Here is a 26,484-nt window from a genome sequence, read left to right on the forward strand (position 1 = left end):
CCTTACTCTTTGCTGTCGGTGGCAGGAACGGCGGCTTCACGGCCGAACTCCTTGCCCAGGGTTTTCAGCTTTTCAGTGTTCTGCAACACGTCCATCAGCAGTTCTTCAAGCTTGTCGTTGCCACCCATCTTGTTACGCAGGTCAGCCAGCTTGTTGCGCACTTCCAGCAGCTTGCGCAGCGGTTCGACCTGACGCACGACGTTTTGCGGCTCGAAGTCTTCCAGCGCATTGAAGTTCAGCTCCACACCGAGTTGGGTGCCGTCTTTTGCCAGGGTGTTGTCGACGCGATACGCCAGGCGCGGCTTGATGCCTTTCAGGACGCCGTTGAAGTTGTCGCGGTCGATGAAGATGAACTTGCGATCCTTGAGTTTGGGCAGCGGCTCCAGCGGGTTGCCGGAGAAATCGCCCATAACGCCTACAACGAATGGCAGCTCTTTCTTTTCCTGAGCATCACCAATTTCCACGTCGTAAGTGATATGAACCCGAGGCGCGCGAACGCGGTCAAGTTTGTGCTGGGTACTTTCCTTCTTCGCCATCGTCATCTCCTGTGCGAGCAACTCGCTGCAAGTCGTTTGCGTACCGGGCCTGGACAGGCCGGGCGCGATTAGAGTCCTTCAATCGTCAGCAAAAGGCGCTGACGGATTTCATCGTTCATTTCCAGAATGTTTTCGTGCCCGACCAACTCTTCGAAGCTTGTATTGCCTGCGATCTGCGTGCTGTTGCGAATGACCGACTCATCCGGCAGCTCGGAGCGCACCGGTGAGCTGATCACGCAGAACGGCAGATCGCCGAAGTCTTTCAAGCGCTCGAAACTGACCGGGAAGCGCAACCCTTCGAAAAGGCGGCTCATGCCCGGTGACTTGCTCAGGCAATAGAACAGGACCAGATAATGCACAACGTAGCGATACAGCTCGGCGCTACTGCGATTCGGGTCCTTGATTACCTTGCGAAACTGCGCCAGATCGAACGAGTTGAAGCCCACCACCCAGCGCACCGGGCTGGTGATGCGTATGGTCTGCCCGCTTTGTGACAGCACCATGTCGTATTCGAGCGGGAACAGCTCGGGCGTCGTACTGATCAGGTTGAGCGGCACTTCCAGTTCATTGACCAGCTTGAACGGCTCTGCCGATGCAATGCGGTCATAGAGCTCCTTGAGCTCCTTGAAATGGTGCTGAGTTTCTCGACCGCTGCTGCGTTGCGCGCCCTGCAGGTATTCACCGAAGAATGTCTGCGGGCGTATCAGCAACGCGAGGGTCGACAGATAGTCGGACGCCTGCACCTTGAGCGCGTCGGAAATAGCGCGCGTCTGCTTGCGCAGCTTGATCAATGCTTCTATATCGAACGTCTGAGTCATCGGTACATCGTCCTTGAACCCTTCACGACCGCTTCCCGGATCAGACCGGGGACGGGGAAGAGTTGCGAATTTCTCGACTGCACACCTGCTCATGAAGTGGTTTTGCCATGTGCGTAAAGCAAAACGCACCGCCACTATGAGGAAGGATTTGGTGCTGGCATATAGATGTCGTCTAGCCAGCAGTGTGGTCTATGGCACTATTTTCAGTAGGAAAGTTCCTACAGACGGTGGATATTTTCTCGGTTTTGTTACAGTAAGCAATGATTGCTATGAGCCACTACTGGTTAATATTGCAGCAGTAATGTAGCCGTAAGCCTTGATTTATAAGGGCTTTGGAGCGTTATCTGGATCCGATTTCGAACGCAATTAAGCTTAAAAAGGTAAACTTATTTGCCCGCTGTTTGCGCCGTCGAGACGATAAAATCACGATGCCGTCTTGTGAGCTGATATTTCTAGGATGAGGGATGATGGCACCGCCAGTGGTGCAGGTGGCAGCAGGAGAGTGAGTGAGCGCACGCCGATTGTTGCCGAGCGCAAGGAGGAAGGTGCTTGCTGATAAACGTCCCCGGATTTTCTTGCAGCAAATAAAAAACCCGCCGAAGCGGGTTTTTCCAAGACCATCCCGACTTCCTGTCGGACGCCTCCCAGGCGATGGTCGATCATCCTTGATCCTGGTGAACTCCCTGTTCACCACTTGATGGATCCAATCTTATGCGCCGCGTGCAGGTTCGGAAATAGCCAAGTTCCCCCGCCGCGTGTAAGCCTTTCGCTATACCTCACGTGTTCATGCTCGAACAGCGGGGTGAGGGGCAGGGATGCTGGCGTCAGGAAAGATTTTGCATCTGCAGGTTTGCCGACAGCAAAAATCGCAGGCAATAAAAAACCCGCCGAAGCGGGTTTGTACCAAGACCATTCCAACTCCCTGTCGGCTGCCTTCCCGGCGATGGTCGATCGTCCCTGATCCTGGCGAACTCCTTGTTCGCCAGTTGTTGGATCCAATCTTACGGCGCTGATAGCAGGTGAAAAATAGCCAACCTTCCCTATTGCGTGTAAGTCTTTGGCTATACATGTGTAAGGTTTTGTATGTGGATGGCCGTGAACGTACGCATCAAAAAACCGGTTTTAGCGGCGAAACAGTTGCTCCAGAGGGGTTCAAGGTGTTGCTAAGGCGAGAAAGTCGCCGCCACTTCACAATAACGCTGCTCGGCATTTTTACTGTCCTCGTCGCGATTTCGGGCAGCACGTTTGGTCCACTCCCGGCATTCCTCCTTGAAGTTGACCTGCGCAGCCTTGCGACACTCGCGCCGTTCGAATGAGCGAATGGCGAAGTTTTCGCAGACGCTGTCGCCGTCGATGGTGTTGCCGTAAACCCGCCACTGCGCCCGATAGCGGTTTCTGCCGTCCCATTCACGGATGGAGGCCGTTGCGACGCTGTAGGGCCGAGCCGGGCGAGCGGGGTTGCGTGCAGCGTTGGCCTTGAAGTCGGCCATGTAGTCTGCGGACACCATGCCTTTCGCCGGTTCTGCCTGAGCGGGACGAGGGACCTGGCCAAAGCGACAGTTCAACACGCTCTCATCAATGACATTGCCGCTTTTCATGCAGTTATCCAGCGGCTGCACGGCGGCGGGCTGTTCCCGGGTTACGGCGACAGGTAAAAGGTCGGGTGCCTTGGTCGACGGCGCCGGCGCGGGGCTTGCCACCATTGTCGGTTCGCTGTCGATCATGGTGGTCTCTGGTTCAGGTGCAGGTCGCTCGACAGGTGGTGCCAGTGCCACCTTTGGGCTTCGTGCATGAGACACAAGCAACCCGGCCAGGCAACCCGCAACGATAAGGCCTGCCAGCCATAGCCAGTAGGACCGCGACTTGTCCGGTCGAGCGCTGAGTTTACGGCTTGGATGTGCGCCCAGAACGACATCGACCTGGCCCGGCACAAGGCGCTGAATGCGGATGATCCCGTCGTCTTCGGGTTGCTGTGTGGAATCCATTCCTGCTCCAGATCAAGCGGTATGAAGGTGAGCGCCGCGCCTGCTGACGCAGCAGGCATGAAATCTCAACGTTATCGGCCACGCGCCGTGTTTCTGTAACGCTTTGGTGGTGTATGCATTTGGCCTGTCGCGCTAAGGTTGGGACCGTTTTGTTTGACTGATGGATGAACCGCGAATGCACCAGCGTCTTGAGCAGGTTTTTGGTTACACGCAGTTCCGGCCAGGCCAGGAGGCAGCGATCAGCGCCGTGCTGGCCGGACGCTCGGCTGCGGCAATTTTCCCGACGGGCTCAGGCAAGTCGCTATGTTACCAATTGCCTGCGCTACTGCTGCCCAATCTGACGCTGGTGGTTTCGCCGTTGCTGGCGCTGATCCAGGATCAGCTTGCCTTTTTGCACCGCCACGGCATTGCCGCAGCAAGCATTGATTCGGCGCAAAGCCGCGATGATGTCGCCGACGTCATGGCTCGCGCGCGTTCCGGAGAGCTGAAGATCCTGATGATCTCGGTCGAGCGCCTCAAGAACGAACGTTTCCGCAACTTCATCGCCCAGGTGCCGATTTCCTTGCTGGTGGTCGACGAGGCGCACTGTATTTCGGAGTGGGGGCATAACTTTCGGCCTGATTATCTGAAGCTGCCGGACTACCAGCGCGAATTCAACATCCCTCAGGCACTGCTGCTGACGGCGACAGCGACACCGCAGGTCATTACTGACATGCAGGACAAATTCGCCATTACCCCGGAGGATGTCATCACCACCGGCTTCTACCGCGCCAACCTGCACCTGTGGGTCAAGCCGGTCAGCGGGCGTGACAAAAGGCGGCTGCTGGTCGAGTGGCTCAATGAGCGGCGCGGCCAACCGACAATCGTTTACGTGACGCTGCAAAAGACCGCCGAGCATGTCGCGGTGCACCTTGAGCAGAATGGTCTGCCTGCCAGTGCTTACCATGCCGGGCTGCCCAACGATCAGCGCGAGTCGATTCAGAAGCGTTTCATGGGCGGCAGCCTGAACTGCATCGTGGCGACCATTGCGTTCGGAATGGGCATCGACAAAAGCGACATCCGTAATGTGGTGCATTTCGACCTGCCCAAATCCATCGAGAACTACAGCCAGGAAATCGGCCGGGCAGGGCGCGATGGTGGTGCCTCGGATTGTCTGGTGCTGGCCAACCGCGACAGCCTCAATGTGCTGGAAAATTTTGTGTATGGCGACACGCCGGAGCGCGAGGGGATTGCTCGTGTGCTGGAGGATCTGCTTGGGGCGCGTCATGACGGGCAGTGGGAGTTTCTGCTCGGGCCGCTGGCTGATCTCAGCAATATCCGTCAATTGCCGTTGAAGACCCTGCTGGTGCAGCTGGAACTGCGCGGAATCATCGCACCGCGTTACGCTTACTTCGCCGAGTACCGCTTCAAGTTTCTGCTTCAGCCGCACGACCTGATGGCGCGTTTCGAGGGTGAGCGGCGCGAATTCGTTCAGGCGCTGATCGATACGTCCAGCCGGGCGCGGACCTGGGCCACGGTCAACTTCGACGCGATGTACCAGCAATACGGTGCCGAGCGTGGCCGGGTGGTCAAGGCGCTGGATTATTTTCAGGAAAAGGGCTGGATCGAGCTCGAAAGCAAGCAGATGACTGAGGTCTACAGCGTGTTGCGCAGCGACTTTGATCCGCAGGCCCTGAGCGTCGAGCTGCACGATTATTTCGCCCACCACGAGGCCACTGAAGTTGCGCGCATTCATTCAATGCTTGAGGTGTTCTCCAGTGATCAGTGCCTGACTCATCGATTGGCGCGGTACTTCGGTGATCACAATGCACCCGAGCAATGCGGCCATTGCTCGGTCTGCCACGGCCAGATCGCCCATCTTCCACAGCCACCTGCGCTGGAACCTCTGGATAACCGGGACTTTCAGCAGGTGTGCGGTGATTTTATCCACAAGCACCAGGACTTCACTGGTCAGCCGCCCAGCGCCGAATGCCTGACGCGCTTTTTGTGCGGCATCAGCGTGCCCTTGTTCACCAGGCTCAAGGCTCGCGCCACCAGCGGTTTTGCCTTGCTGGAGGATTATCCGTATGCGCAGGTGAGGGCATGGGTGCAGGCGATGCTCTAAAACAAAACCGGCCGCTCAAGAGCGGCCGGTTTTGATTCATCATTAAATCAGTAAATAGCGGCTGTATCAGTCGCGATGACGACGATGGCCGTGGTGCTTCGGACGACGGTCATGATCGCGATAGTAGCGGCGATCATCACGGCCACCGCGATAACGACGATCATCGCTGCGGCTTTCGTTGCCCATGTAGTTGCCGAGTGCGGCACCACCGCCGCCGCCTACCGCCGAGCCGATCAGGCTGCCGGTGCTGCCGCCAACGCTGCGGCCTACAACGTTACCGCCTGCTGCGCCCAGACCGCCGCCAATGGCTGCTTCTGTACGGTTGCGACGGTCTGCACCGACCGCACCGCCGGCTGCGCCACCCAGGCCAGCGCCAATCGCTGAACCGGTGCTGCCGCCGAGCTGTTGACCGACGACCGAGCCGAGTACCCCACCCAATGCTCCGCCTGCGCCTGATTCGAGGTTGCCTGCAGAGGCTGCACCGCTGATCAAGGCAAGAGACAACAACAGTATCGAGGAATACTTCATGTATGGAATCTCATAGGGATGACGGCGCGATCTTGGTGTCAAGTGAAGAATGTAGCAATGCAATTCCGACGAGTAACACGATTGCCACACAAACTGCTAAGTTATTGTTTTGGCTAAGGAACTTAAGTCGGAAAAGAGAGTCTGAGGTTACTTGTGAAAGGCCCGTTTCCAGCGAAACGGGCCTTTTTTGTGGGCGTCTTTTATGAACGTCAGATGATGCGGGCCGACTCTGCCGATCGCTCGAGACGAATGGCCACGAACTTCGACGTCGGCGTGCTGCTGCCATCGCCAACGCTTTCCAGCGGTACCAGCGGGTTGACCTCTGGATAGTAGGCCGCAGCCTGACCGGCCGGAATGTCGAACGCCAACAAGGTGAAGCCTTTGACGCGGCGCTCGCGGTTGTCGCTCCAGATTGAGATCACGTCAGCTTTCTGACCCGGCTGAAAGCCCAGACGAATGATGTCGGCTTCGTTGACGAACAGCACATCACGCTGGCCTTTGACACCGCGATAACGGTCGTCCAGGCCATAGATAGTGGTGTTGTACTGATCGTGCGAGCGCATCGATTGCATGATCAGGTCCGGAATCTGCCCGGTCGAGCTGATGTCTTCATGGATCAGGCTCAGCGGCAACGCGTTGGATTTGAAGTTGGCGCGCGTCGAGGCTGTGTTCCAGCGGCGGGCACCGGCGGCGTTGCCCAGGTAGAAGCCACCCGGATGTTTTACGCGCTCGTTGAAGTCCTTGAAGCCGGGGATGGTGTCGGCGATCAGGTCGCGAATGCGGTCGTAGTCTTCGACCAGCCACAACCAGTCCACAGGTGCCTTGCCCAGTGTTGCGTTGGCGATACCGGCGATGATCGCAGGCTCGGAACGCATCTGCTTCGACGACGGCTTCAACTGTCCGTTGGACGCGTGGACCATGCTGAACGAATCTTCCACGGTCACGGCTTGTGGGCCGTTGGCCTGGATGTCGATGTCGGTACGGCCGAAGCACGGCAGGATCAGCGCGTCCTTGCCGTGGAACAGGTGGCTGCGGTTCAGCTTGGTGCTGATCTGTACGGTCAGGTCGCAGTTGCTGAGGGCTTCTGCAGTGCGATGGCTGTCCGGTGTTGCCTGGGCGAAGTTGCCGCCCAGCGCGATGAACACCTTGGCGCGACCTTCGGCCATGGCGTGAATGGCTTCGACCACGTTGTGGCCATTTTCGCGGGGCACTTTGAACTGGAAGCGTTTTTCCAGAGCATCGAGCAGGAACACCGGTGGGCGCTCGTTGATGCCCATGGTGCGGTCACCCTGCACGTTACTGTGACCGCGCACCGGGCACAGGCCTGCGCCTGGACGGCCAATGTTGCCGCGCAGCAGCATCAGGTTGGCGATTTCCTGAATGGTCGCAACCGAATGGCGGTGCTGTGTGATACCCATTGCCCAGCACATGATGACGTTCTTGCCCTTGGCGTACATGCGTGCTGACTGTTCGATGTCAGTAAGCGGCAGGCCGGACTGCTCGACAATCTCGTCCCAGGACGTGTCATCGATGGCGGCCAGGTATTCAAGCACGCCTTCGGTGTGTTCGTTGAGGAACGCGTGATCAAAGACCGACGGCTCATTCGCCAGCTGTGCATCACGCTCCCATTGCAGCAGGAACTTGGCCATGCCGCGCAACAGCGCCATGTCGCCGCCCAGGGCAGGGCGGAAGTAGGCGGTGTTGGTCGGACGGTCACCGTTGGTGAGCATTTCGACCGGGTGCTGAGGGTGCTGGAAACGCTCCAGACCACGCTCTTTCAACGGGTTGACGCACACCACCTGCGCGCCGCGTTGTACCGCTTCACGCAGGGGTTCCAGCATGCGCGGGTGGTTGGTGCCGGGGTTCTGGCCGAGGACGAAGATGGCGTCGGCGTGTTCGAAGTCTTCGAACGTCACGGTGCCCTTGCCCACGCCGACGCTTTGCGACAGCGCTACACCACTGGCTTCGTGGCACATGTTCGAGCAGTCCGGGAAGTTGTTGGTGCCATAGGCGCGCACGAACAACTGATACAGGTACGCCGCTTCGTTGCTGGCGCGACCCGAGGTATAGAACTCGGCCATGTTCGGGCTGGGCAGGTTCTTCAGGTGCTTGGCGATCAGCGCGAATGCGTTGTCCCAGCTGATTGGCTTGTAACGGTCGGTTTCGGCATCGTAGGCCAGAGGCTCGGTCAGGCGGCCCTGATACTCAAGCCAGTAGTCGCTCTGCTCCAGCAATGCACTGACGCTGTAGCGGGCGAAGAAGGCCGGATCGACACGGCGTTTGGTGGCTTCCCAGTTGACCGCCTTGGCGCCGTTCTCGCAGAACTTGACCATGCCGCTTTCCGGCGAATCGCCCCACGCGCAGCCAGGGCAGTCGAAGCCGCCATTCTGGTTGGTCTTGAGCATCATGCGCAGGTTCTTCAGCGCGTTGTCACTGCCCAGCCAGTGTTGCGTCACGCTGATCAGTGCGCCCCAGCCGCCTGCCGCACCTTTGTATGGCTTGTAGCGGGGGATAGGTGTCTTGTCGGCTTGATGATGAGTGCTCACGCTTGAATCTCCATCGCAGGGCTATAGACCCGCGGCGCACTGTGCTGCGGCAGGTGAATTAAATTGAGGTTGTGGCGGCGGGCCCATTGCAGGGCCAGGCCGGTGGGCGACGACAGGCTGACCAGGGTCTGGATGCCGGCGCGCAATACTTTCTGAATCAGTTCCAGGCTGCAGCGGCTGGTCACGATGGCGACGCCGCCTGCCAAGGAGATGTCCTGACGGATCAATGCGCCGATCAGCTTGTCCAGCGCGTTGTGGCGGCCGATGTCTTCACGTCCCAGCAACAGCTGGCCGTTACTGTCCATGAACACCGCAGCATGCACAGCGCCACAATGGCGGCCAAGCGGCTGGAACTCACCGATGCGCTGACGCAGGCCTTCCAGCCACTCAATCGGCGGCAAGGGTGCGCCGGGCAACACGTTCAGCTCTGGCAGTGCCTGCTCTACCGCTTCAACGCCACAGAGCCCACAACCGCTGGTGCCGGCCAGTTGCCGACGCTGTTGCTTGAGTTCCCAGAAGGCACGGCTGGCGATTTCGACTTCGGCCTGCATCGCCGAGCCGCAACCGCTGATTTTGAAGTCGTAGATTTCGTCGTGCGAGGCAATGATGCCGCTGCCCAGGCTGAAGCCGACGATAAAGTCTTCCAGATCGGTGGGGCTGACCAGCATGACTGCCTGGCTGATGCCGTTGTAGGCAATCGCCAGTGCCACTTCTTCGGCAAGTTCGTTACGTGCAGAGTCCGTGCCCTCGAGGTTCGAGTAGCTGTAAGACTGGCTTGCTTCGGGGGCTGGCGTAGCAAAGGACGCCGAGCTGACCTTGCGCGTAACGGGCATGGGCTGAAATACCGGCAGAATGACATCTGCAAGACTAGGCCCGTTCTGGTAAATCGTCTAATCGCTAGTGCTGATGTGCCGATAGATGACGTCGATCAACGCTCTAGCGCGGCATTTCTGCTACCAGTGCAAAGCAGGCTTCAGCCAGTGCCGAGCGCGGTGCACTGCGGCGCATGATCAACCCCAGCCGGGCCAGCGTACGGGCGTCGGCGATCGGGTGCAGGCGCAAATGCTCGGTGAGCGTTTCCAGGCCGCCATCCAGCGGCATGATCGCGCAGCAAAAACCGCCATGGACGGCCTGCAGCAACTGATGAACGGCATCGGTCTGGATCAACGGATTGGGCTGAAGGCCACGGCTGTGGAAGTTGTGATCGATCGATTGGCGAAAATGCATGCCGCTGGTCAGAGTGCCCAGCGGCAATTCGACCAGATCGGCCCAGCTCAACGGTTCGTCACCAAAGGTAAAGTGCCGACGGTCATACAGCAGCCCCATGCGCGTGTCGTCCAGGGTCAGCGAGTCGAAGCGTTCGGTGTCCAGCCGTTCCAGGTAAGAAACGCCCAGATCGATACGATTGCTCGCCAGTTGTTCCAGCACCTGCTCGGAACTCAGTGACGACAGCTCGAAGCGCAGGTTGGGGTGCATCTGGTGCAGCCGGTGCAGCAATGGCAGCGGATCGAAGCTCGACAGCGGCACTACACCCAAGCGCAGTGTGCCGACCAAGTGCCCCCTGCAGGCAGCCGCTTCAGCCTGCAGGCCGTCGTAGGCTGCCAGTACCGTGCGTGCCCAGGCCAACACGCGTTCGCCTGGCGCAGTGAAGCCTTCAAAACGCTGGCCCCGATTGACCAGGGGCAAACCGAGCTCTTCTTCCAGATTGCGCAGACGCATCGACAAGGTGGGCTGGGTGATATTGCAACGCGCAGCCGCATGGCCGAAGTGCCTCGTTTCATCGAGGGCGATCAGAAACTTAAGTTGCTTGATGTCCATATTCACTCCGCTGGGCCGTCCAGACAGCCGATTCTACGCGTTCAGGCTGAAGGATGGAGCACGCCCTTGATCAGCTCCCGATAATCGTCCACCGCAGCGAACTCTTCAGTGTCTTTCGGGCCTTTCTGGCTGTTGGGCTGGCTGACAGCCAGCAAATGGGCTACACCAAAGTGGCGGGCGCTGCGCAGGATCGGCAAGGTGTCGTCGATAAACAGACTGCGTGCCGGGTCGAAGGCTGTTTCGGCCTTCAAGGCGTCCCAGAAATGCTGGCTTTCCTTGGGAAAGCCGTAATCGTGAGAGCTGATCAGGCGTTCGAAATAAGGCGCCAGCTCGATTCGCTCCATCTTCAGCGACAACGAATCGCGGTGCGCGTTGGTGATCATGATCACCCGTTTGCCCGCTTGCTTGATGGCGGCGAGAAAGGTCTCGGCGTCCGGGCGCAGTGCAATCATGTGCGCAATTTCGCGTTTTAGGTCGCGAACCGACAGTTTAAGCTCGGCGCTCCAGAAATCCAGGCAGTACCAATTGAGCGTGCCCGCGTTGTTTTCGAACAGCGGCTTTAACTCCAGCCAGGCCATGGCGAAACTGACGCCGTGTAGCTCGGCATAACGCTGCGGCAGGTGTTGCATCCAGAAGTGTTCGTCGTAATGCAGGTCGAGCAACGTGCCGTCCATATCCAGCAGGACGGTATCGATTTCGCTCCAGGGCATGGAAAGCATTCAGGCCTCGTCAGGGGTTGAGAGCGGGTAAGCATATCCGACACAGACATCGGGAAAAGCTCGGTATAGTACCTCGTTCATGTAAAGGAGCCTGTCATGCGTCAGAAACCTACCGTACTTGCCCGTGCAATTGTCGCCAGTAGTCGTCTGTTCCGCGTTGAAGAGCTGCAACTGCGCTTTGCCAATGGCGTCGAGCGGACCTATGAGCGTCTGGCCAGCCGGGGGACGGGGCCCGGCGCGGTGATGATCGTGGCCATGCTCGATGCCGACCACGCGGTGTTGATCGAAGAATATTGCGGTGGTACCGATGCCTACGAGCTGTCCCTGCCCAAGGGCCTGATCGAGCCCGGCGAAGACGTGCTGGCAGCCGCCAACCGCGAACTCAAGGAAGAAGCCGGTTTCGGTGCCCGGCAACTGGAATTGTTGACTGAACTGTCGCTGTCCCCCGGTTACATGAGCCAGAAAATTCAGGTGGTCCTCGCCACTGACCTGTATGAAGAGCGGCTGGAAGGCGACGAGCCCGAGCCAATCCGGGTCGACCGGATCAACCTGCGCGAGCTGTCGAGTCTTGCGCAGAATGCCCAGTTCAGTGAAGGCAGGGCGCTTGCTGCGCTGTACCTGACCCGTGACCTGCTAACCCAGCGTGGATTGTTCCAGCCATGACCGACTCGTTACAAAACCTGCCACATCCGCTGCTCGCCCCGGTGATTGAACTGGTCCGCCTGGCGGGCGAGGTGATCCTGCCGTTCTGGCGAGCCAATGTCACCGTCACCACCAAGACCGACGACTCGCCAGTGACCGCCGCCGACCTGGCAGCCCACCAGGTTTTGGTCGAGGGCTTGCAGGCGCTTGATCCGAGCATTCATGTGCTCTCTGAAGAAGACGCCGACATTCCGTTCAGCGAGCGAGCGAAATGGGAGCGCTGGTGGCTGGTCGATCCGCTGGATGGTACCAAGGAGTTTATCTCCGGCAGTGAGGAGTTCACCGTCAACGTCGCGCTGATTGAGCACGGTCGTGTGGTGTTTGGTGTGGTGTCGATGCCCACCAACAACCGTTGTTACTTCGGCGGTGCAGGGCTGGGTGCCTGGCGCAGCGATGACATCGACCACCTCCAGCCGATTGCCGTGCGCACTCAGCCGGGCGAAGGGCAGACCTTTACCGTAGTCGCCAGCCGCCGCCATTCCAGTCCGGAGCAGGAGCATTTGCTGGCTGGCCTGTCGAGCGGGCTTGGGCATTTGCAGCTGACCAATATCGGCAGCTCATTGAAATTCTGCCTGCTGGCCGAAGGTGCTGCCGATTGCTACCCGCGACTGGCCCCGACTTCGCAATGGGACACCGCTGCGGCGCAAGGCGTGCTTGAAGGCGCTGGTGGCGAAGTTCTGCAACTGGACGGCAAACCGTTCAGCTACCCGGCACGCGAATCGCTGCTCAACCCGTTCTTCCTGGCATTGCCTGCCAACGCCGAATGGCGTGACAAACTGCTGGTGCTTGCGCAGTCCTGAGGCCGGCTTCAAGGCCTCTGCCCGGCGAGCGTGGGAGCGAGCCGGGCGACGCTTCGCGTGCTCGCGAAGGTGATTGTTCAAACGATGAATTTTCGCAGATTGCACTGGCCTCTTCGCGAGCAAGCTCGCTCCCACAGGTCTGCGTACAGTGCATCCAATGCGTGCAGCTTCACTGGCGCAACACGAACTGCCCGACAAAGCGCACGGCCTTTTCTTCGCTTGAAACAGGTATGCAGGGGCGAGCGTGCTCTTGTGGGAGCGAGCCGGGCGACGCTTAGCTTGCTCGCGAAGGCGATGGTTCAGACGATGAATTTTTGCGGATTGCACCGGCCTCTTCGCGAGCAAGCTCGCTCCCACAGGTCTGCGTACAGTGCATCCAATGCGTGTAGCCTCACCGGTGCAACACAAACTGCTCGACAAAGCGCACGGCGTGTTCTTCGCTTGATACAGGTATGCAGGGGCGAGCGCGCTCTTGTGGGAGCGAGCTTGCTCGCGAAGGTGATGGTTCAGACGATGAATTTTCGCAGATTGCACTGGCCTCTTCGCGAGCAAGCTCGCTCCCACAGGTCTGCGTACAGTGCATCCAATGCGTGCAGCCTCACTGGCGCAACACGAACTGCTCGACAAAGCGCACGGCCTGTTCTTCGCTTGATACAAGTATGCAGGGGCGAGCGCGCTCCCACAGGTCTGCATATGGGGGTGAGACAGTTTCACCAGTGCATCAACTGCGCGCAGCCTCACTCACCGGTGCAACACAAACTGCCCGACAAAACGAACAGCCTGTTCTTCGCTGTCCTGCGCGGTAATGCTGGTGTGCAGGGTCATGCGGGCGCGGCCTCGGCGTTGGTAGGTGGTGATGAACTTGTCCCACAGCACCAGCTCTGGCGCATCACAGCGGGCGATGGCGTCACTGCGTACCGGCAGTGGATAACTGATCTGCCCGTCCTGAATCACAATATGCCCATCGCTGATCCCGGCCTCGCGTAGCCGCAGGTGCAGCCAGCCCCAGCCCGCCAGCACTGCGCCGCAATACAGACTGCCGCCGAACAGCGTGTTCTTGTGATTGACGTTAGGTGCCAGTGGCAGGTGCAGGCGCAGAGTCTGCTTGTGCCAGTCAATCACGCGCATGCCCATTTCGCGGGTCAGCGGAATGTCGTGGTGCAGCACCTGCTCAAGCTCGCGGGCTGCGTCATGCTCAGGCTCAATCGTTGTCATCGGAAGCTCCGCTGCTGTCGCCAAACGTCAGGCCGTGTTTACGCAGTTTGTCGTGCAGGGTTTTGCGCGGCACACCCAGCGCTTCCGCCAGGCTGCGAACCGAACTGTGCGGACGAGCCAGCTCGGCGGCGATCAAGGCCCGTTCGAAGCTTTCCACCTGATCACTCAAGCCGCCGCCCGGCGGTGGTGCCTGCTCTGCATCACTGCCTTCCAGCTCCAGCTCAAGACCCAGCGCAAAGCGTTCGGCGGCGTTTTGCAGTTCCCGGACGTTGCCCGGCCAGTTATGACGCAACAACAGCGCCCGCTGGCCGGGCTTGAGCTCGTGCTTGGGAATGCCGTGGCGCATGCTCGCAGCATCAGCGTAGTGTTCGAACAGCATCAGCGCGTCTTCGCCACGTTCGCGCAACGGCGGGATACGCAGCGAGGCCACGTTCAGCCGGTAATACAAGTCCGCCCGGAAGCGGCCCTGATCAGCCGCCTGCCGCAGGTCCTCCTTGGTCGCCGCAATGATGCGGATGTCCAGCGGGATCTGCTGATTGCTGCCCATCCGCTCGACAACGCGCTCCTGCAACAGGCGCAGCAGTTTGACCTGTACGTCCAGGCTCATGCTTTCGATTTCATCGAGGAACAGTGTGCCGCCGTTGGCAAACTCGAACTTGCCGATACGTCGCTTCTGCGCGCCGGTAAAGGCACCGGGCTCATGGCCGAACAGCTCGCTTTCCACCACCGATTCAGCCAGCGCCCCGGCGTTGATCGCCACGAACGGGCCGCTGCGGCGGTTGGACAGGTCGTGCAGTGCGCGCGCCACCACTTCTTTACCCGCGCCGGTTTCGCCGAGGATCAACACGTCAGCGCGAGTCCCCGCCAACGCCCCGATCTGCTCGCGCAGGCGCAGGATCGACGGTGACTGACCGATCAGCCGTGTGCTCAATTGCTGGCGATCGCTCAGGGCCAGGCGCAGGCTGCGGTTATCCAGTACCAGACGGCGCAGCGCCAGAGCCCGACGCACGCTGTCGAGCATGGCATCGCTGGCGAAGGGCTTTTCCAGAAAATCATAGGCTCCGGCGCGCATGGCTTTGACCGCCAGCGGCACATCGCCGTGACCGGTGATCAGCAGCACAGGAAGGTCGGGGTCCTGTGCGTGAAGCTGGTCGAGCAGCTCCAGGCCATCCATGCCCTGCATACGGATATCGCTGACCACCACGCCAGGCCAGTCGCGGCCGATGCGTTCGGCCAGCCCGGTTGCCTCGGACAGCGACAGAACGTTCAGTCCAGCCAGGTCCAGCGTCTGGCGAAGTGCCTGACGCAGGTGCGAGTCGTCGTCGATCAGCACCACCTGAATCTGGCTGTCGATGGCTGTGTCCGAACTCATGCGGAAAGGTCCTCTGGCGGTTGAAGATTGGCCCCGGAAGCGCCGGCACGCAGGCGCAGGGTAAGCACTGCGCCGCCGCTCGGATGGTTGGCGAACAGCAATTCGCCGCCCAGCGCGCGCATCAGCGTATCGCAGATGGCCAGACCCAGGCCAAGACCCTGGGTGCGGGTCTTGGTCGTGAAGAATGGCTCGCGTGCCCGCGCCAGTGCTTCCTGAGAAAATCCGGGGCCGTTGTCACGAATGTACAGATTGACGCCCTCGGCAGTTTGCTCGGCACTTATCCACAGCCTGCGCGGCGGGCCTTTTTCGGTGAGTGCGTCCAGCGCGTTGGCGATCAGATTGCCGAGCACCTGACGCAGACGGGTTTCACCGGCCTGTACCCACAGCGTTGCGTCCGGCAGGTCTCGGATTAGCTCGACTTCCATGGCGCGCCGCCGCTTGGCCAGCAACGCCAGCGCATCGTCCAGCGCCGGTTGCAGCGCTACGCTTTCAGGGGCGTGCCGGTCACGGCGGGCGAAGGCGCGCAAGTGAGCAATGATCGAGGCCATGCGCCCGGTCAGTTCGCTGATCAGCTTGAGGTTGCCGCGTGCGTCCTCGGTGCGTTGATGATCGAGCAGCACTTCGGCGTTTTCGGCGTAACTGCGGATGGCGGCCAACGGCTGATTCAGCTCATGGCTGATACTCGCCGACATGGTGCCCAGCGCCGTCAGTTTGCTGGTCTGCACCAGTTCGTCCTGAGCCTGCACCAGTTCCTGCTGCGCCTGTTCGCGTTCCAGCACTTCCTGACGCAGACGGCTGTTGAGCCCCTCCAGATCGCTGGTCCGCTCGATAACCCGCATCTCCAGCTCGCGGCGCGCCTTGGCCTCGAAAGCGATGCGGTCCAGATAATGACGACGACGCTGCATCATCAGGCCCAGCAACAACATCAGCACCAGCAGCGCTGCGCCTCCAATCGCCACCACTGTGCGTACCTGACGGTCAACAAGGGCGCGAGGCGCGAGAATGTTGACGTTCCAGCCGGTTTCTTCGATGGCCTGGGTCTGGGTCAGCCAGGCATGTTCATCAATCCTCAGCGGCCGTGGATCGCGGGTCGGGTAGGACTGAATCGCGACGATGGCCTTTTTCTCGTCATCGGTCAGGTCGCGGGTCGCCCGAAAGCGCCACTCAGGGTTGGAGGTCAGGATTACCACGCCGTTCTGATCGGTCAGCAGCAGTTGCTCGGGCGTCTTGCCCCACAGGGTTTCGGTGTGGTCCAGGTCGACCTTGATCACCAGCACGCCGATCACCCGATCACCATCGCGCACCGGGCCTGCGAAGAAGTAACCACGCTTGGCCGACGTGGTGCCAAGGCCGAAGAAGCGCCCGGTTCTGCCCGCCAGAGCATCGATGAAATAGGGCCTGAAGGAAAAGTTTCGGCCGATGAAGCTGTCTTTCTGTTCCGAGTTCGAGGCGGCCAGGGTCAAGCCGTTGGCGTCCATCAGGTACATGACGTCGGCACCGGTCTGGCGCGTTATCTCGCTGAGCAGACGATTGGCGTTTTTCAGCGTGGTGACATCGCTCGGTGCGGCCAGTGCGCCGCGCAAGGCGGGCAGGTCGCCAAGAATCTGCGGCAGGGTTTCGTAACGGTGCAGAGTGCCGAGCAGGTTGGCGACGTACAGGTCCAGGGTCTGGCGGTTCTGGTTGGCCAGCACGTTGCGGTAATAACGTTCGGCCAGATGCTCCAGCGGCCACAGCAGCGGCGCCAGGCACAGTGCCAGAAGGGCAAGGCTGCGCCAGCGAGGGCGAGGCGGCAGAGCAGCAGAAGTCATGGTCATGGATTGGCCGTCGCCGAAGGGTTGGCGATGCCTGCCGACGACAAGGCCGGTACAGGCAACAGAAACACCCGGTCGATCCTGACGTGGGCATCAGGCGCGTATTATGCCCGCCGCCGACTCGTCAGGCACCCGGACATTGCGCCGGGTGGCCTGTGATCATGTGTTCAGGGAAACAGATCGGCTTCTTTCAGGCGTTTGCCTTGCTGGTCCTTGGCCGACAGATTGGGCTGGCCGTCGAACTGCCAGTCGATGGCCAGGTCCGGGTCGTTCCAGGCGATGCAACGCTCGGCCGACGGCGTGTAGTAGTCGGTGGTCTTGTAGAGAAACTCGGCATGTTCGCTGAGTACTACGAAGCCATGCGCAAAACCTTCCGGCACCCACAGCTGCCGGGCGTTTTCAGCGGACAGCTCGACGCCGACCCACTGACCGAAGTTCGGCGAACTGCGGCGAATGTCCACTGCCACATCCAGCACCTTGCCGACGGTGACGCGCACCAGTTTGCCCTGGGCGTTTTCGATCTGGTAATGCAGGCCGCGCAGCACGCCTTTCTGCGAACGCGAGTGGTTGTCCTGCACGAACTCACGGGTCAGGCCAGTAGCAGCCTGAAAAGCCTTGGCGTTGAAGCTTTCATAAAAGAAGCCTCGTTCATCACCGAATACCTTGGGTTCCAGAATCAGGACTTCCGGCAATTTTGTCGCTACTACGTTCACGTGGCTTCCCCTGCAATCTTCAATAAATGGTGGTAGCTCGACAGTCTGCACTCACGCGCGTCTGCCGAAAAGTAGGGTGATCAGGCAATCAGGTCCTTTGGGTCGGTGAAACCCAGTCGTTCGCCCTGATAACTGCCGTCCTGAACCCTGCGGCACCAGTCCAGGTTGTCCAGATACCACTGCACCGTCTTGCGCAGCCCGGACTCGAAGGTCTCTTCGGGCGTCCAGCCCAGATTGTTGTCGATTTTTCTGGCATCGATGGCATAGCGCTGGTCGTGGCCCGGACGGTCAACCACGTAGGTGATCAGGTCGCTGTATTGCGCGACGCCCGTCGGATACTGCGGGGCCAGCTCATCGAGCAGCGCACAGATACCGCGGACGACGTCGATGTTTTTCTGCTCGTTATGGCCGCCGATGTTGTAGGTCTCGCCGACTTTGCCTTCGGTCACGACTTTGAGCAGTGCCCGTGCGTGATCCTCGACGTACAGCCAGTCGCGCACCTGCAGGCCATTGCCGTATACCGGCAGCGGCTTGCCCGCCAGGGCGTTGAGAATCACCAGCGGGATGAGCTTTTCGGGAAAGTGGAACGGCCCATAGTTGTTGGAACAGTTGGTCACCACCACAGGCAGACCATAGGTGCGATGCCAGGCACGCACCAGGTGATCGGACGCCGCCTTGCTCGCCGAGTAGGGCGAGCTGGGCGCATACGGCGTGGTTTCGGTAAACAGATCATCGACGCCGTGCAGGTCGCCATACACCTCATCGGTAGAGATATGGTGAAAACGGAACGCCTGACGTTCAGCTTCCGGCAGTTTCAGCCAGTAAGCGCGCGTGGCTTCCAGCAGGCTATAGGTGCCGACGATGTTGGTCTGGATGAACTCGGCCGGGCCATCGATGGAGCGGTCGACATGGGACTCGGCCGCCAGGTGCATGATCGCCTGTGGTGCAAACCGTTCCAGCACCGCGCTGACGCTGGCCTGATCGCAGATATCGGCCTGAACGAACTCATAGCGCGTGTCGGTCGCAATCGACTGCAACGATTCAAGGTTGCCCGCGTAGGTCAATTTGTCGAAGTTCAGCACTTCGTGTTCGGTGTTGTTTATCAGGTGGCGGATCAGTGCAGAGCCGATGAAACCTGCGCCCCCGGTAACGAGTATTCGCATGAACTGACCTTCTTGTGTGTTTTGACGTAATAGCAGCATAGCGCTTGAGCGCATATGGCGAGATAAGGTCATTAAACCCGAGCAGGCGGTTGAATAAAACTCTGGCGGGCTTCCAACACTGAAGTACTTGTGCTGATGGGGTGGTGCAGAGCAATCCCCCGGCAATGCCCTTATAGTTGCGCCACTGCCCATGACGCCTTGCTCGACGAGCCCGGGCCTTCCAACAAGATCGAGGTTCTCCATGCCGCTTGCCACGCTCATCCGCCGGTCCAGTCTGCCTTGCCCCGAGGTGAGCGTGGATCAGGCGCTGCAATTGCTCGCGCAGCATTACGGCTTGAGCGGCACGCTGAAAACGCTGGGCAGCCAGCAGGATCGCAACTTTCTGCTTGAAACCGGCACGCGGCGTTATGTGCTGAAAATCTGCCACGGGGCCTATTCGACCACTGAACTGAACGCCCAGCACGCGGCGCTGCAACACCTGAGCAGCCACAGCGCCGTTGGCGTGCCCGGCGTGGTAGGCGCCAATAACGGCGGGCAATTGTTATCCATCAGGATCGACGGGCAGGCGGTGCACGTGCGCTTGCTTGAATTCATTGATGGGCAGTCACTGGGGCACGCCGGGCATCTGGGCCATGAGGTGGTGGTCGGGTTGGGCGAACTGTGTGCCCGTGTAGACCTGGCACTGGCAGGCTTCGAGCATCCTGGCCTGGAGCGCATTCTGCAATGGGATCCGCGCCACGCTCATGCGCTGATCAAGCACCTGCTGCCGGTGATCAAGGACGCCGACGCTCGCGCCTGTGTCATCGAGGCTGGTGAACAGGCTCATCGTCGTTTGTTGCCATTGATAGCAGCGCTGCCGATACAGGCGGTGCATCTGGACATCACCGAGCACAACGTGGTCTGGCTGCGTGATGCACAGCGTCAATGGCAATTGCAGGGGTTGATCGACTTCGGCGATCTGGTCAGCACCTGGCGAGTGGCCGACCTGTCGGTGACCTGCGCGGCGCTGCTGCACCATGCCGACGGCGACCCGCTGTACATCCTGCCAGCCATTCGCGCCTACCACGCCCTCAATCCGCTGAAGATCGAAGAATTGCAGGCGCTCTGGCCGCTGATCGTCGCTCGATCCGCAGTGCTGGTACTCAGCAGCGAACAGCAGGTCAGCATCGAGCCGGACAACGCGTACATCCAGGCCAACCTTGTCGGGGAATGGAACATCTTCGACGTCGCCACTTCGGTGCCGATAGCGCTGATGGAAGCGGCGATTCTGCAGGCCGTGGGTGTGGAATTTCCGCCTGCCGGTCAGCCCGCTTACCAGCCAATGCTGCCCGCTCTACAAGGGCTCAAGCCGACAGTGGTGGATCTGGGTGTGCTCAGTGAGCACTTTGTGGCAGGCAACTGGGAGCAAAGTGGCATTGATGAATACCTGCTCTCCCAGGCTGCGGGTGACGATGGCCTGTCTGCCAGCCGCTTTGGGGAGTACCGGTTGTCGCGCACCTTGCCTGACAGCGCGAAGGAGCCCGAAACTTTCGCCCTGCACGTTGAATTGCATGTGCCCGCCGAAACGGCGCTGCATGCACCGTTCAACGGCACTCTGCGGCTGACCGCGGATGCGGCATTGCTGCTGGTCGGCGAGGGCATAAGTTTGAAGCTGTGGGGCGTGCTGCCGGATGCTTCACTGGCTGATCAAGTGTCAGCAGGCGCGCTGATCGGGCAGGGCGGTGGTTCGCTGTTGCTGCAACTGTGCACCAAGGCAGACCTCAGCCCGCCGCTGTTCACCACGCCTGCCTGGGCGGCAGCCTGGCGCACCGTGTGCCCGTCGCCGTCGACCTTGCTCGGTTTTGATTGTGACGCGCCAGCGCCCGCAGACGCGGCGCAATTGCTGGCGCGGCGTGATGCCAGCTTCGCCCGCTCGCAAAAACACTACTACCAGGCTCCGCCGCAGATCGAGCGTGGCTGGCGCAATCACCTGATCGACATGCAGGGCCGTTCCTATCTGGACATGCTCAATAACGTCGCGGTCCTCGGCCACGGCCACCCGCGCATGGCCCACGAGGCGGCTCGTCAATGGTCGCTGCTCAACACCAACTCGCGCTTTCATTACGCGGCAATTGCCGAGTTCTCCGAGCGTTTGCTCAAGCTGGCGCCCGAGGGCATGGACCGCGTGTTTCTGGTCAACAGCGGCACCGAGGCCAACGATCTGGCAATCAGGCTGGCCTGGGCCTACAGCGGCGGACGCGACATGCTGAGTGTGCTGGAGGCGTATCACGGCTGGTCGGTGGCGACCGACGCCATTTCCACCTCGATTGCCGACAACCCGCAGGCACTCAGCACCCGCCCGGACTGGGTGCATCCGGTCACCGCACCCAACACCTATCGCGGGCCGTTTCGTGGCGCCGACAGTGCGCCGGAGTATGTGCGCAGCGTCGATCAGGTACTCGCCACGCTGGCAGAGCAGCAACGGCAGGTGGCGGGCTTTATCTGCGAGCCGGTGTACGGCAATGCGGGCGGGATTTCCTTGCCTGCCGGTTATCTGCAACAGGTGTATCGGAAGATTCGCGCTGCGGGTGGTGTATGCATTGCCGATGAGGTGCAGGTGGGTTACGGCCGTCTGGGGCATTACTTCTGGGGCTTCGAAGAGCAGGGCGTGGTGCCGGACATCATCAGCATGGCCAAGGGTATGGGCAACGGCCATCCGTTGGGCGCGGTCATCACCCGTCGTGAGATCGCCGAGGCGCTGGAGGCCGAGGGCTATTTCTTCTCCTCATCCGGTGGCAGCCCGGTCAGTTGCCGTATCGGCATGGCGGTGCTGGACGTCATGGAGGAAGAAAAACTCTGGGACAACGCCCGGCTCGTGGGCGATCACTTCAAGGCGCGCCTGCAGGCACTGGCCGATAAACATCCGCTGGTAGGCGCGGTGCATGGCATGGGGTTTTATCTGGGCATGGAGCTGGTCCGCGACCGTCAGACCTTGGAACCCGCCACAGAAGAAACCGCGCAGCTTTGCGAACGCCTGCGTGAACTGGGCATCTTCATGCAGCCGACCGGCGACCACTTGAACATCCTCAAAATCAAACCCCCGATGTGCACCACCCGGCAAAGCGTGGATTTTTTCGTCGACAACGTATCGAAAGTGCTCCTCGAGCTGGAATAGAGGACGCAGAGCGTCCAGAACCGCATACCCACGCGGAGCATGGGCACGATAGGTGGTGCCCGGGCACCCACCGTTCCGCATGCACCGGCGAGGGAATGGGCACGATAGGTGGCGCTTGGACACCCATCGTTCCGCACGCCCCAGCGAGGGAATGGGTACGATAGGTGGCGCCCGGGGGCCCACCGTTCCGCATGCACCAGCGAGGGAATGGGTACGATAGGTGGCGCTCGGGCACCATCTTTCCGCACGCACCAGCGGGGGAATGGGCACGATAGGTGGCGCCCGGGGGCCCATCGTTCCGCACGCTCCAGCGTGGGAATGCCGTTCGTGACGCTCCGCGTCACACCCAGCTTGGGGAATGGGCAATGTCATGAATTTTAAGCCGATTAATATCGGTAAAACTAACAATATATCGTGAGAGGCACATAGTTTTAGCTTTTAATGCCGATTTATATCCGCTATAAAGGCATTCATAATCGTCATCGCTCGTCTGCTATGGTGATAAGTCCTTTGCATCCGCCCCTGGAGATATTTTCATGAGCCGTATCGTTTCTGTCGCTGCTACCCAGATGGCCTGTTCCTGGGATCTGGAAGCCAACATCGAGACCGCTGAAAAGCTGGTGCGTGAAGCTGCCGCCAAGGGTGCACAGATCATCCTGATTCAGGAACTGTTCGAAACCCCGTACTTCTGCCAGAAGCCGAACCCGGACTATCTGCAGTTGGCGACTACTATCGAATCCAACGTCGCAATCAAGCATTTCCAGAAGCTCGCCAAAGAGCTGCAGGTTGTTCTGCCGATCAGCTTCTTCGAGCTGGCCGGCCGTGCACGTTTCAACACCATTGCGATCATCGACGCAGACGGCACCAACCTGGGCATCTACCGCAAGAGCCACATCCCGGACGGCCCCGGCTACCACGAAAAGTACTACTTCAACCCGGGCGACACCGGCTTCAAGGTCTGGCAGACCCGCTACGCGAAAATCGGCGTCGGCATCTGCTGGGACCAGTGGTTCCCGGAGTGCGCACGCAGCATGGCGTTGCAGGGCGCAGAAATTCTGTTCTACCCGACCGCCATCGGCAGCGAACCACACGATAAAACCATCAGCTCCCGCGACCACTGGCAGCGCGTGCAGCAAGGCCATGCCGGCGCGAACCTGATGCCGCTGATCGCCAGCAACCGCATCGGTAACGAAGAGCAGGATGGCTACGACATCACCTTCTACGGCTCGTCGTTCATCGCCAACCAGTTCGGTGAAAAAGTCGCCGAGCTCAACGAAACCGAAGAAGGCGTGCTGGTCCACAGCTTCGACCTGGACGAGCTGGAGCACATCCGTAGCGCGTGGGGTACGTTCCGTGATCGCCGTCCGAACCTGTACGGCGCGGTGAAGACCCTCGACGGTTCGCTGGAGTCCTGATCGCCATGACCACGCTCAATAGCACGCCACGCGCCGACGGTTTCCACATGCCTGCCGAATGGGCACCGCAAACCCAGGTCTGGATGGTCTGGCCCGAGCGCCCGGACAACTGGCGCCTGGGCGGCAAGCCCGCCCAGGCCGCCCACGTTGCCATCGCCAAGGCCATCGCCCGCTTTGAGCCGGTTACCGTGGGTGTGTCTGCCGCGCAGTACGACAACGCCCGCGCACGGTTGGACATGCCGAACATCCGGGTCGTGGAAATGAGCAGCAACGACGCCTGGGTGCGCGACAGCGGCCCGACGTTCGTCATTAACGAGCGTGGCGAAGTACGCGGTGTGAACTGGGAATTCAATGCCTGGGGTGGCTTCGACGGCGGGTTGTATGCGCCGTGGAACCTGGACTCTCAACTGGGCAGCAAGGTACTGGAAATCGAGCGCTGCCCGCGTTACGTCACCGAAGGCTTCGTGCTGGAAGGCGGCTCGATTCACGTTGACGGCGAAGGCACACTGATTACCACCGAAGAGTGCCTGCTCAATCGCAACCGCAACCCGCACCTGACCCGCGAACAGATCGAAGCAATCCTCGGTGATTATCTGGCTGTGGATAAAGTCGTCTGGCTGCCGGATGGTCTGTTCAACGACGAAACCGACGGGCATGTGGATAACTTCTGTTGCTACATTCGTCCGGGCGAGGTGTTACTGGCCTGGACCGATGATCCCGAAGACCCCAACTATTCACGTTGCCATGCGGCGCTGGGTATTTTGGAAAACACACTGGATGCAAAGGGGCGCGCGTTTATCGTTCATAAAATGCCGATTCCTGGCCCATTGTTCGCCACAGAAGAAGAATGTGCAGGCGTCGATCAGGTGCACGGCAGCCAGGAACGCAACCCTTCGGTGCGTTTGGCCGGGTCCTATGTGAACTTCCTTATCGTCAATGGCGGCATCATTGCGCCGAGCTTCGACGATCCGATGGACGAAAAGGCCCGTGAAATACTGCAAACGCTGTTTCCAGAGCACGAAGTGGTGATGGCACCTGGCCGCGAATTACTGCTGGGTGGCGGCAATATCCACTGCCTGACGCAACAGCAACCGGCACCTCACAACGCCTAGTTAGAAATAACTAGTAACATCGGATGGGCGCAACTGGTCCCGTTCTTGCTGTATCAAGCCCATCACCCGATGGGCTTTTTGTTTTTACCTGTCGAGTAACATCCTGTAACAGATGCGTAGGGCGCTATTCCTGAAGCAGGTTGGTAAACCTTCGTTTTCTTAGCTTGACTGTCATATGGCGTGAGTAGATTTAGCCCCTCATGAAATCAAGAGGTTTTCGTTATGAACGCAGGTATGAACCAGCAGCGTGCTCGTGGTTTTTCTGCTTCTCTCAGTAACGAGGCCCGCCAGCTAGTGGCGGATTGGTTAAGGACGACCAAGCCCGCGAAATCCAGACCGGATGTTCGCGCAATGTTGTTACAGCGTTACCCGGCAGGCCTGTTCAACGATGCCGAGCTCGAAGCGTTGCTCCGCGTGTTGACCGAGCGTGTTGATTGCTCCGGCAACCTTGGCTGAGCCGCTCTAGGCCGGCCATCTGCGTGTTTGACACCCCCGTGCGTCGGGACTAGGATTCGCGTCCCACCGTCTGCGGCTCAATCCTGTACGTGCATCAGCAGTCCACTGCGATGAATTCGTGTCGCCTTCTATACTGCTTGTTCAGAGGCTGGAGGCCCCCGATAGCCATTGGCTGTCGCTGCAGCGCGTGTCAATTCGCAGAAAAGGAAGACAAGATGCTTAACAAACGTATGGGCGTGCTCGCTTTGGGCATCATCAGCGCCAGTCAGGCCATGGCCGAAGGGCAGGCAGACTCGAAGGGTTTCGTTGAAGACAGCAGGCTGATCGTCAACCTGCGTAACGCCTACATCAATCGCGACTACAAGAACGACCGTGAAGACAAGTCCGAATGGGGCCAGGCTTTCATGGGCAACTTCGCGTCCGGTTTCACTCAGGGCACTGTGGGCGTCGGCGTTGATGCCTTTGCCCTGTACGGCATCCGTCTGGATGGTGGCAAGGGTCGCAGCGGCAATGGCGGCATCGACTTTTTCAAACAGGGTGACAGCGGCGCTGCTGCCGATGACCTGTCCCGTGCAGGCGCGGCGGTAAAGGCCCGTATCTCCAATACCGTCATCAAGTACGGCGACCAGATGCCTCAGTTGCCGGTGCTCAGTTACGACAATTCCCGTCTGCTGCCGGAAAGCTACACCGGCACCATGATCACCTCCAAAGAGATCGACGGGCTTGAAGTGGTTGCCGGACGTTTCACCCAGGAGGCGCGTAAAAGTGCTGAGGGTCGCGATAGTGGTGATCTGAAAAGCATCAACGTCTACGGTGCCAGCTACAAGTTCACCGATGCATTCAGTGCCGCTTTCTACGCCTCCGACAACGAAGACGTGCTCAAGAAGCAGTACGTCAACCTGAACTACGTCTTTGCGCTGCCGCAAGATCAGTCGCTGACCTTCGACTTCAACGGCTACAAGACCAAGCTGGACAAGGACTTCACCACCAGCGATGCGCGTGACAACAAAATCTGGAGCCTGGCCGCGACCTGGGCTGTGGGCATCCACTCCTTCACCCTCGCACACCAGCGCAGCACCGGCGACATGGGCTACGCCTACGGCGGCTACCGCAACGATGGCGGCTTTGGTGATGGCGGCAACACCATCTACCTCGCCAACTCCTACTGGTCCGACTTCAACGGCAAGGACGAGCGCTCGTGGCAGGCTGCCTACGGCGTCGACCTGTCCGGTCTGGTCCTGCCCGGTCTGAGCTACAAAGCTGCTTATGTACGCGGCGACAACATTGACGACGGCACGCCTGGAAGCGGCGATGGCACCGAACGCGAGATCTTCAGCCAGCTGACCTACGTGGTTCAGAGCGGTCCGGCCAAGGACCTCTCGATCCGCCTGCGCAACTCGTTCCTGCGCGTCTCGGATGATGCGTTGGCGTACAACAGCGAAGGCAACGAGACGCGTATCTTCGTCGACTACCCGATCAACGTTTTCTGATCCGAGGGCGGCGGCCTGGTAAAGGCC

22 protein-coding genes are annotated in these 26,484 nt (G+C 59.9%); 8 read left to right on the plus strand and 14 right to left on the minus strand.

Features of this window, described 5'->3' with window-relative positions; genetic code table 11:
- Nucleotides 1-2: 2 nt before the first annotated feature.
- The 4 genes from tssB to RYB09_RS16485 all read right to left on the minus strand — a co-directional run bounded on the left by tssB (nucleotide 3) and on the right by RYB09_RS16485 (nucleotide 3,339).
- Nucleotides 3-536 carry a type VI secretion system contractile sheath small subunit gene (gene tssB, locus RYB09_RS16470; protein ID WP_005734097.1) on the minus strand — a complete coding sequence of 178 codons (534 nt, stop codon included), beginning with the start codon at nucleotides 534-536 and terminating at the stop codon, nucleotides 3-5.
- Between the two features lie 68 nt (nucleotides 537-604).
- Entirely contained in the window at nucleotides 605-1,354 is a 750-nt protein-coding gene (locus RYB09_RS16475; protein WP_002551426.1) for a hypothetical protein, read from the minus strand.
- A gap of 423 nt (nucleotides 1,355-1,777) precedes the next feature.
- A complete protein-coding gene (locus RYB09_RS16480; protein ID WP_147468582.1) occupies nucleotides 1,778-2,017 on the minus strand; it encodes a hypothetical protein in 240 nt (79 codons plus the stop codon).
- Between the two features lie 500 nt (nucleotides 2,018-2,517).
- The gene (locus tag RYB09_RS16485; protein ID WP_122281609.1) at nucleotides 2,518-3,339 is read right to left on the minus strand and encodes a hypothetical protein; all 822 of its coding nucleotides are present in this window, start codon (nucleotides 3,337-3,339) and stop codon (nucleotides 2,518-2,520) included.
- Nucleotides 3,340-3,514: 175 nt separating this feature from the next.
- Between RYB09_RS16485 and RYB09_RS16490 the strand changes: the two genes are divergently transcribed.
- Nucleotides 3,515-5,443 carry a RecQ family ATP-dependent DNA helicase gene (locus RYB09_RS16490; RefSeq protein ID WP_316889372.1) on the plus strand — a complete coding sequence of 643 codons (1,929 nt, stop codon included), beginning with the start codon at nucleotides 3,515-3,517 and terminating at the stop codon, nucleotides 5,441-5,443.
- A gap of 66 nt (nucleotides 5,444-5,509) precedes the next feature.
- Here the strand turns inward: RYB09_RS16490 and RYB09_RS16495 are convergent, their stop codons facing one another.
- The 5 genes from RYB09_RS16495 to yrfG all read right to left on the minus strand — a co-directional run bounded on the left by RYB09_RS16495 (nucleotide 5,510) and on the right by yrfG (nucleotide 11,054).
- The gene (locus tag RYB09_RS16495) at nucleotides 5,510-5,971 is read right to left on the minus strand and encodes a glycine zipper domain-containing protein (protein WP_002551428.1); all 462 of its coding nucleotides are present in this window, start codon (nucleotides 5,969-5,971) and stop codon (nucleotides 5,510-5,512) included.
- 209 nt (nucleotides 5,972-6,180) lie between these two features.
- Complete coding sequence (locus tag RYB09_RS16500) at nucleotides 6,181-8,517, minus strand: FdhF/YdeP family oxidoreductase (protein WP_005734100.1); 2,337 nt, start codon at nucleotides 8,515-8,517, stop codon at nucleotides 6,181-6,183.
- Complete coding sequence (fdhD, locus tag RYB09_RS16505) at nucleotides 8,514-9,350, minus strand: formate dehydrogenase accessory sulfurtransferase FdhD (RefSeq protein WP_316889374.1); 837 nt, start codon at nucleotides 9,348-9,350, stop codon at nucleotides 8,514-8,516. The genes RYB09_RS16500 and fdhD overlap by 4 nt, the downstream gene beginning before the upstream one ends.
- 103 nt (nucleotides 9,351-9,453) lie before the next feature.
- Nucleotides 9,454-10,335: a LysR family transcriptional regulator gene (locus RYB09_RS16510; protein ID WP_002551430.1), complete on the minus strand. Its 882-nt coding sequence runs from the start codon at nucleotides 10,333-10,335 to the stop codon at nucleotides 9,454-9,456.
- Between the two features lie 41 nt (nucleotides 10,336-10,376).
- Nucleotides 10,377-11,054 (minus strand): GMP/IMP nucleotidase, encoded by a 678-nt coding sequence (yrfG, locus tag RYB09_RS16515; RefSeq protein ID WP_316889377.1) that lies wholly within the window; start codon nucleotides 11,052-11,054, stop codon nucleotides 10,377-10,379.
- 96 nt (nucleotides 11,055-11,150) lie between these two features.
- On the opposite strand from yrfG, the gene nudE reads away from it, so the two are divergent.
- On the plus strand, nucleotides 11,151-11,717 hold the full coding sequence (nudE, locus tag RYB09_RS16520; protein ID WP_005734101.1) for an ADP compounds hydrolase NudE: 567 nt from the start codon (nucleotides 11,151-11,153) through the stop codon (nucleotides 11,715-11,717).
- Nucleotides 11,714-12,556, plus strand: coding sequence for a 3'(2'),5'-bisphosphate nucleotidase CysQ (gene cysQ, locus RYB09_RS16525; RefSeq protein WP_057404879.1), 843 nt, complete (start codon nucleotides 11,714-11,716; stop codon nucleotides 12,554-12,556). Before nudE ends, cysQ begins: the two co-directional genes overlap by 4 nt.
- Nucleotides 12,557-13,297: 741 nt before the next feature.
- On the opposite strand, the gene RYB09_RS16530 is transcribed toward cysQ, so the two are convergent.
- From RYB09_RS16530 to rfbB, 5 genes are all read right to left on the minus strand, one after another.
- Nucleotides 13,298-13,771 carry a YiiD C-terminal domain-containing protein gene (locus RYB09_RS16530; protein WP_316889379.1) on the minus strand — a complete coding sequence of 158 codons (474 nt, stop codon included), beginning with the start codon at nucleotides 13,769-13,771 and terminating at the stop codon, nucleotides 13,298-13,300.
- Complete coding sequence (locus tag RYB09_RS16535; RefSeq protein ID WP_316889381.1) at nucleotides 13,758-15,143, minus strand: sigma-54 dependent transcriptional regulator; 1,386 nt, start codon at nucleotides 15,141-15,143, stop codon at nucleotides 13,758-13,760. The genes RYB09_RS16530 and RYB09_RS16535 overlap by 14 nt, the downstream gene beginning before the upstream one ends.
- The gene (locus RYB09_RS16540; protein ID WP_044299850.1) at nucleotides 15,140-16,957 is read right to left on the minus strand and encodes an ATP-binding protein; all 1,818 of its coding nucleotides are present in this window, start codon (nucleotides 16,955-16,957) and stop codon (nucleotides 15,140-15,142) included. Before RYB09_RS16540 ends, RYB09_RS16535 begins: the two co-directional genes overlap by 4 nt.
- Before the next feature lie 164 nt (nucleotides 16,958-17,121).
- Nucleotides 17,122-17,667, minus strand: a complete 546-nt coding sequence (gene rfbC / locus RYB09_RS16545; protein WP_316889383.1) for a dTDP-4-dehydrorhamnose 3,5-epimerase — start codon at nucleotides 17,665-17,667, stop codon at nucleotides 17,122-17,124.
- Nucleotides 17,668-17,747: 80 nt separating this feature from the next.
- Nucleotides 17,748-18,830 carry a dTDP-glucose 4,6-dehydratase gene (rfbB, locus tag RYB09_RS16550; RefSeq protein ID WP_316889385.1) on the minus strand — a complete coding sequence of 361 codons (1,083 nt, stop codon included), beginning with the start codon at nucleotides 18,828-18,830 and terminating at the stop codon, nucleotides 17,748-17,750.
- Nucleotides 18,831-19,071: 241 nt separating this feature from the next.
- Here rfbB and RYB09_RS16555 point away from each other — a divergent pair, with 241 nt between their 5' ends.
- From RYB09_RS16555 to RYB09_RS16575, 5 genes are all read left to right on the plus strand, one after another.
- Nucleotides 19,072-21,984 carry an aminotransferase gene (locus tag RYB09_RS16555; protein WP_316889386.1) on the plus strand — a complete coding sequence of 971 codons (2,913 nt, stop codon included), beginning with the start codon at nucleotides 19,072-19,074 and terminating at the stop codon, nucleotides 21,982-21,984.
- A 536-nt stretch (nucleotides 21,985-22,520) separates the two neighbouring features.
- Nucleotides 22,521-23,399, plus strand: a complete 879-nt coding sequence (aguB, locus tag RYB09_RS16560) for an N-carbamoylputrescine amidase (RefSeq protein ID WP_004654103.1) — start codon at nucleotides 22,521-22,523, stop codon at nucleotides 23,397-23,399.
- A gap of 5 nt (nucleotides 23,400-23,404) precedes the next feature.
- Nucleotides 23,405-24,511 carry an agmatine deiminase gene (gene aguA / locus RYB09_RS16565; protein WP_058400035.1) on the plus strand — a complete coding sequence of 369 codons (1,107 nt, stop codon included), beginning with the start codon at nucleotides 23,405-23,407 and terminating at the stop codon, nucleotides 24,509-24,511.
- 222 nt (nucleotides 24,512-24,733) lie between these two features.
- Nucleotides 24,734-24,967: a hypothetical protein gene (locus tag RYB09_RS16570; protein ID WP_080394820.1), complete on the plus strand. Its 234-nt coding sequence runs from the start codon at nucleotides 24,734-24,736 to the stop codon at nucleotides 24,965-24,967.
- 215 nt (nucleotides 24,968-25,182) lie between these two features.
- The gene (locus RYB09_RS16575) at nucleotides 25,183-26,457 is read left to right on the plus strand and encodes an OprD family porin (RefSeq protein WP_316889390.1); all 1,275 of its coding nucleotides are present in this window, start codon (nucleotides 25,183-25,185) and stop codon (nucleotides 26,455-26,457) included.
- Nucleotides 26,458-26,484: the final 27 nt, after the last annotated feature.

Source organism: Pseudomonas syringae group sp. J254-4 (genome assembly GCF_032586855.1).
In the GTDB taxonomy this organism is placed as follows: Bacteria; Pseudomonadota; Gammaproteobacteria; order Pseudomonadales; family Pseudomonadaceae; genus Aquipseudomonas; species Aquipseudomonas amygdali.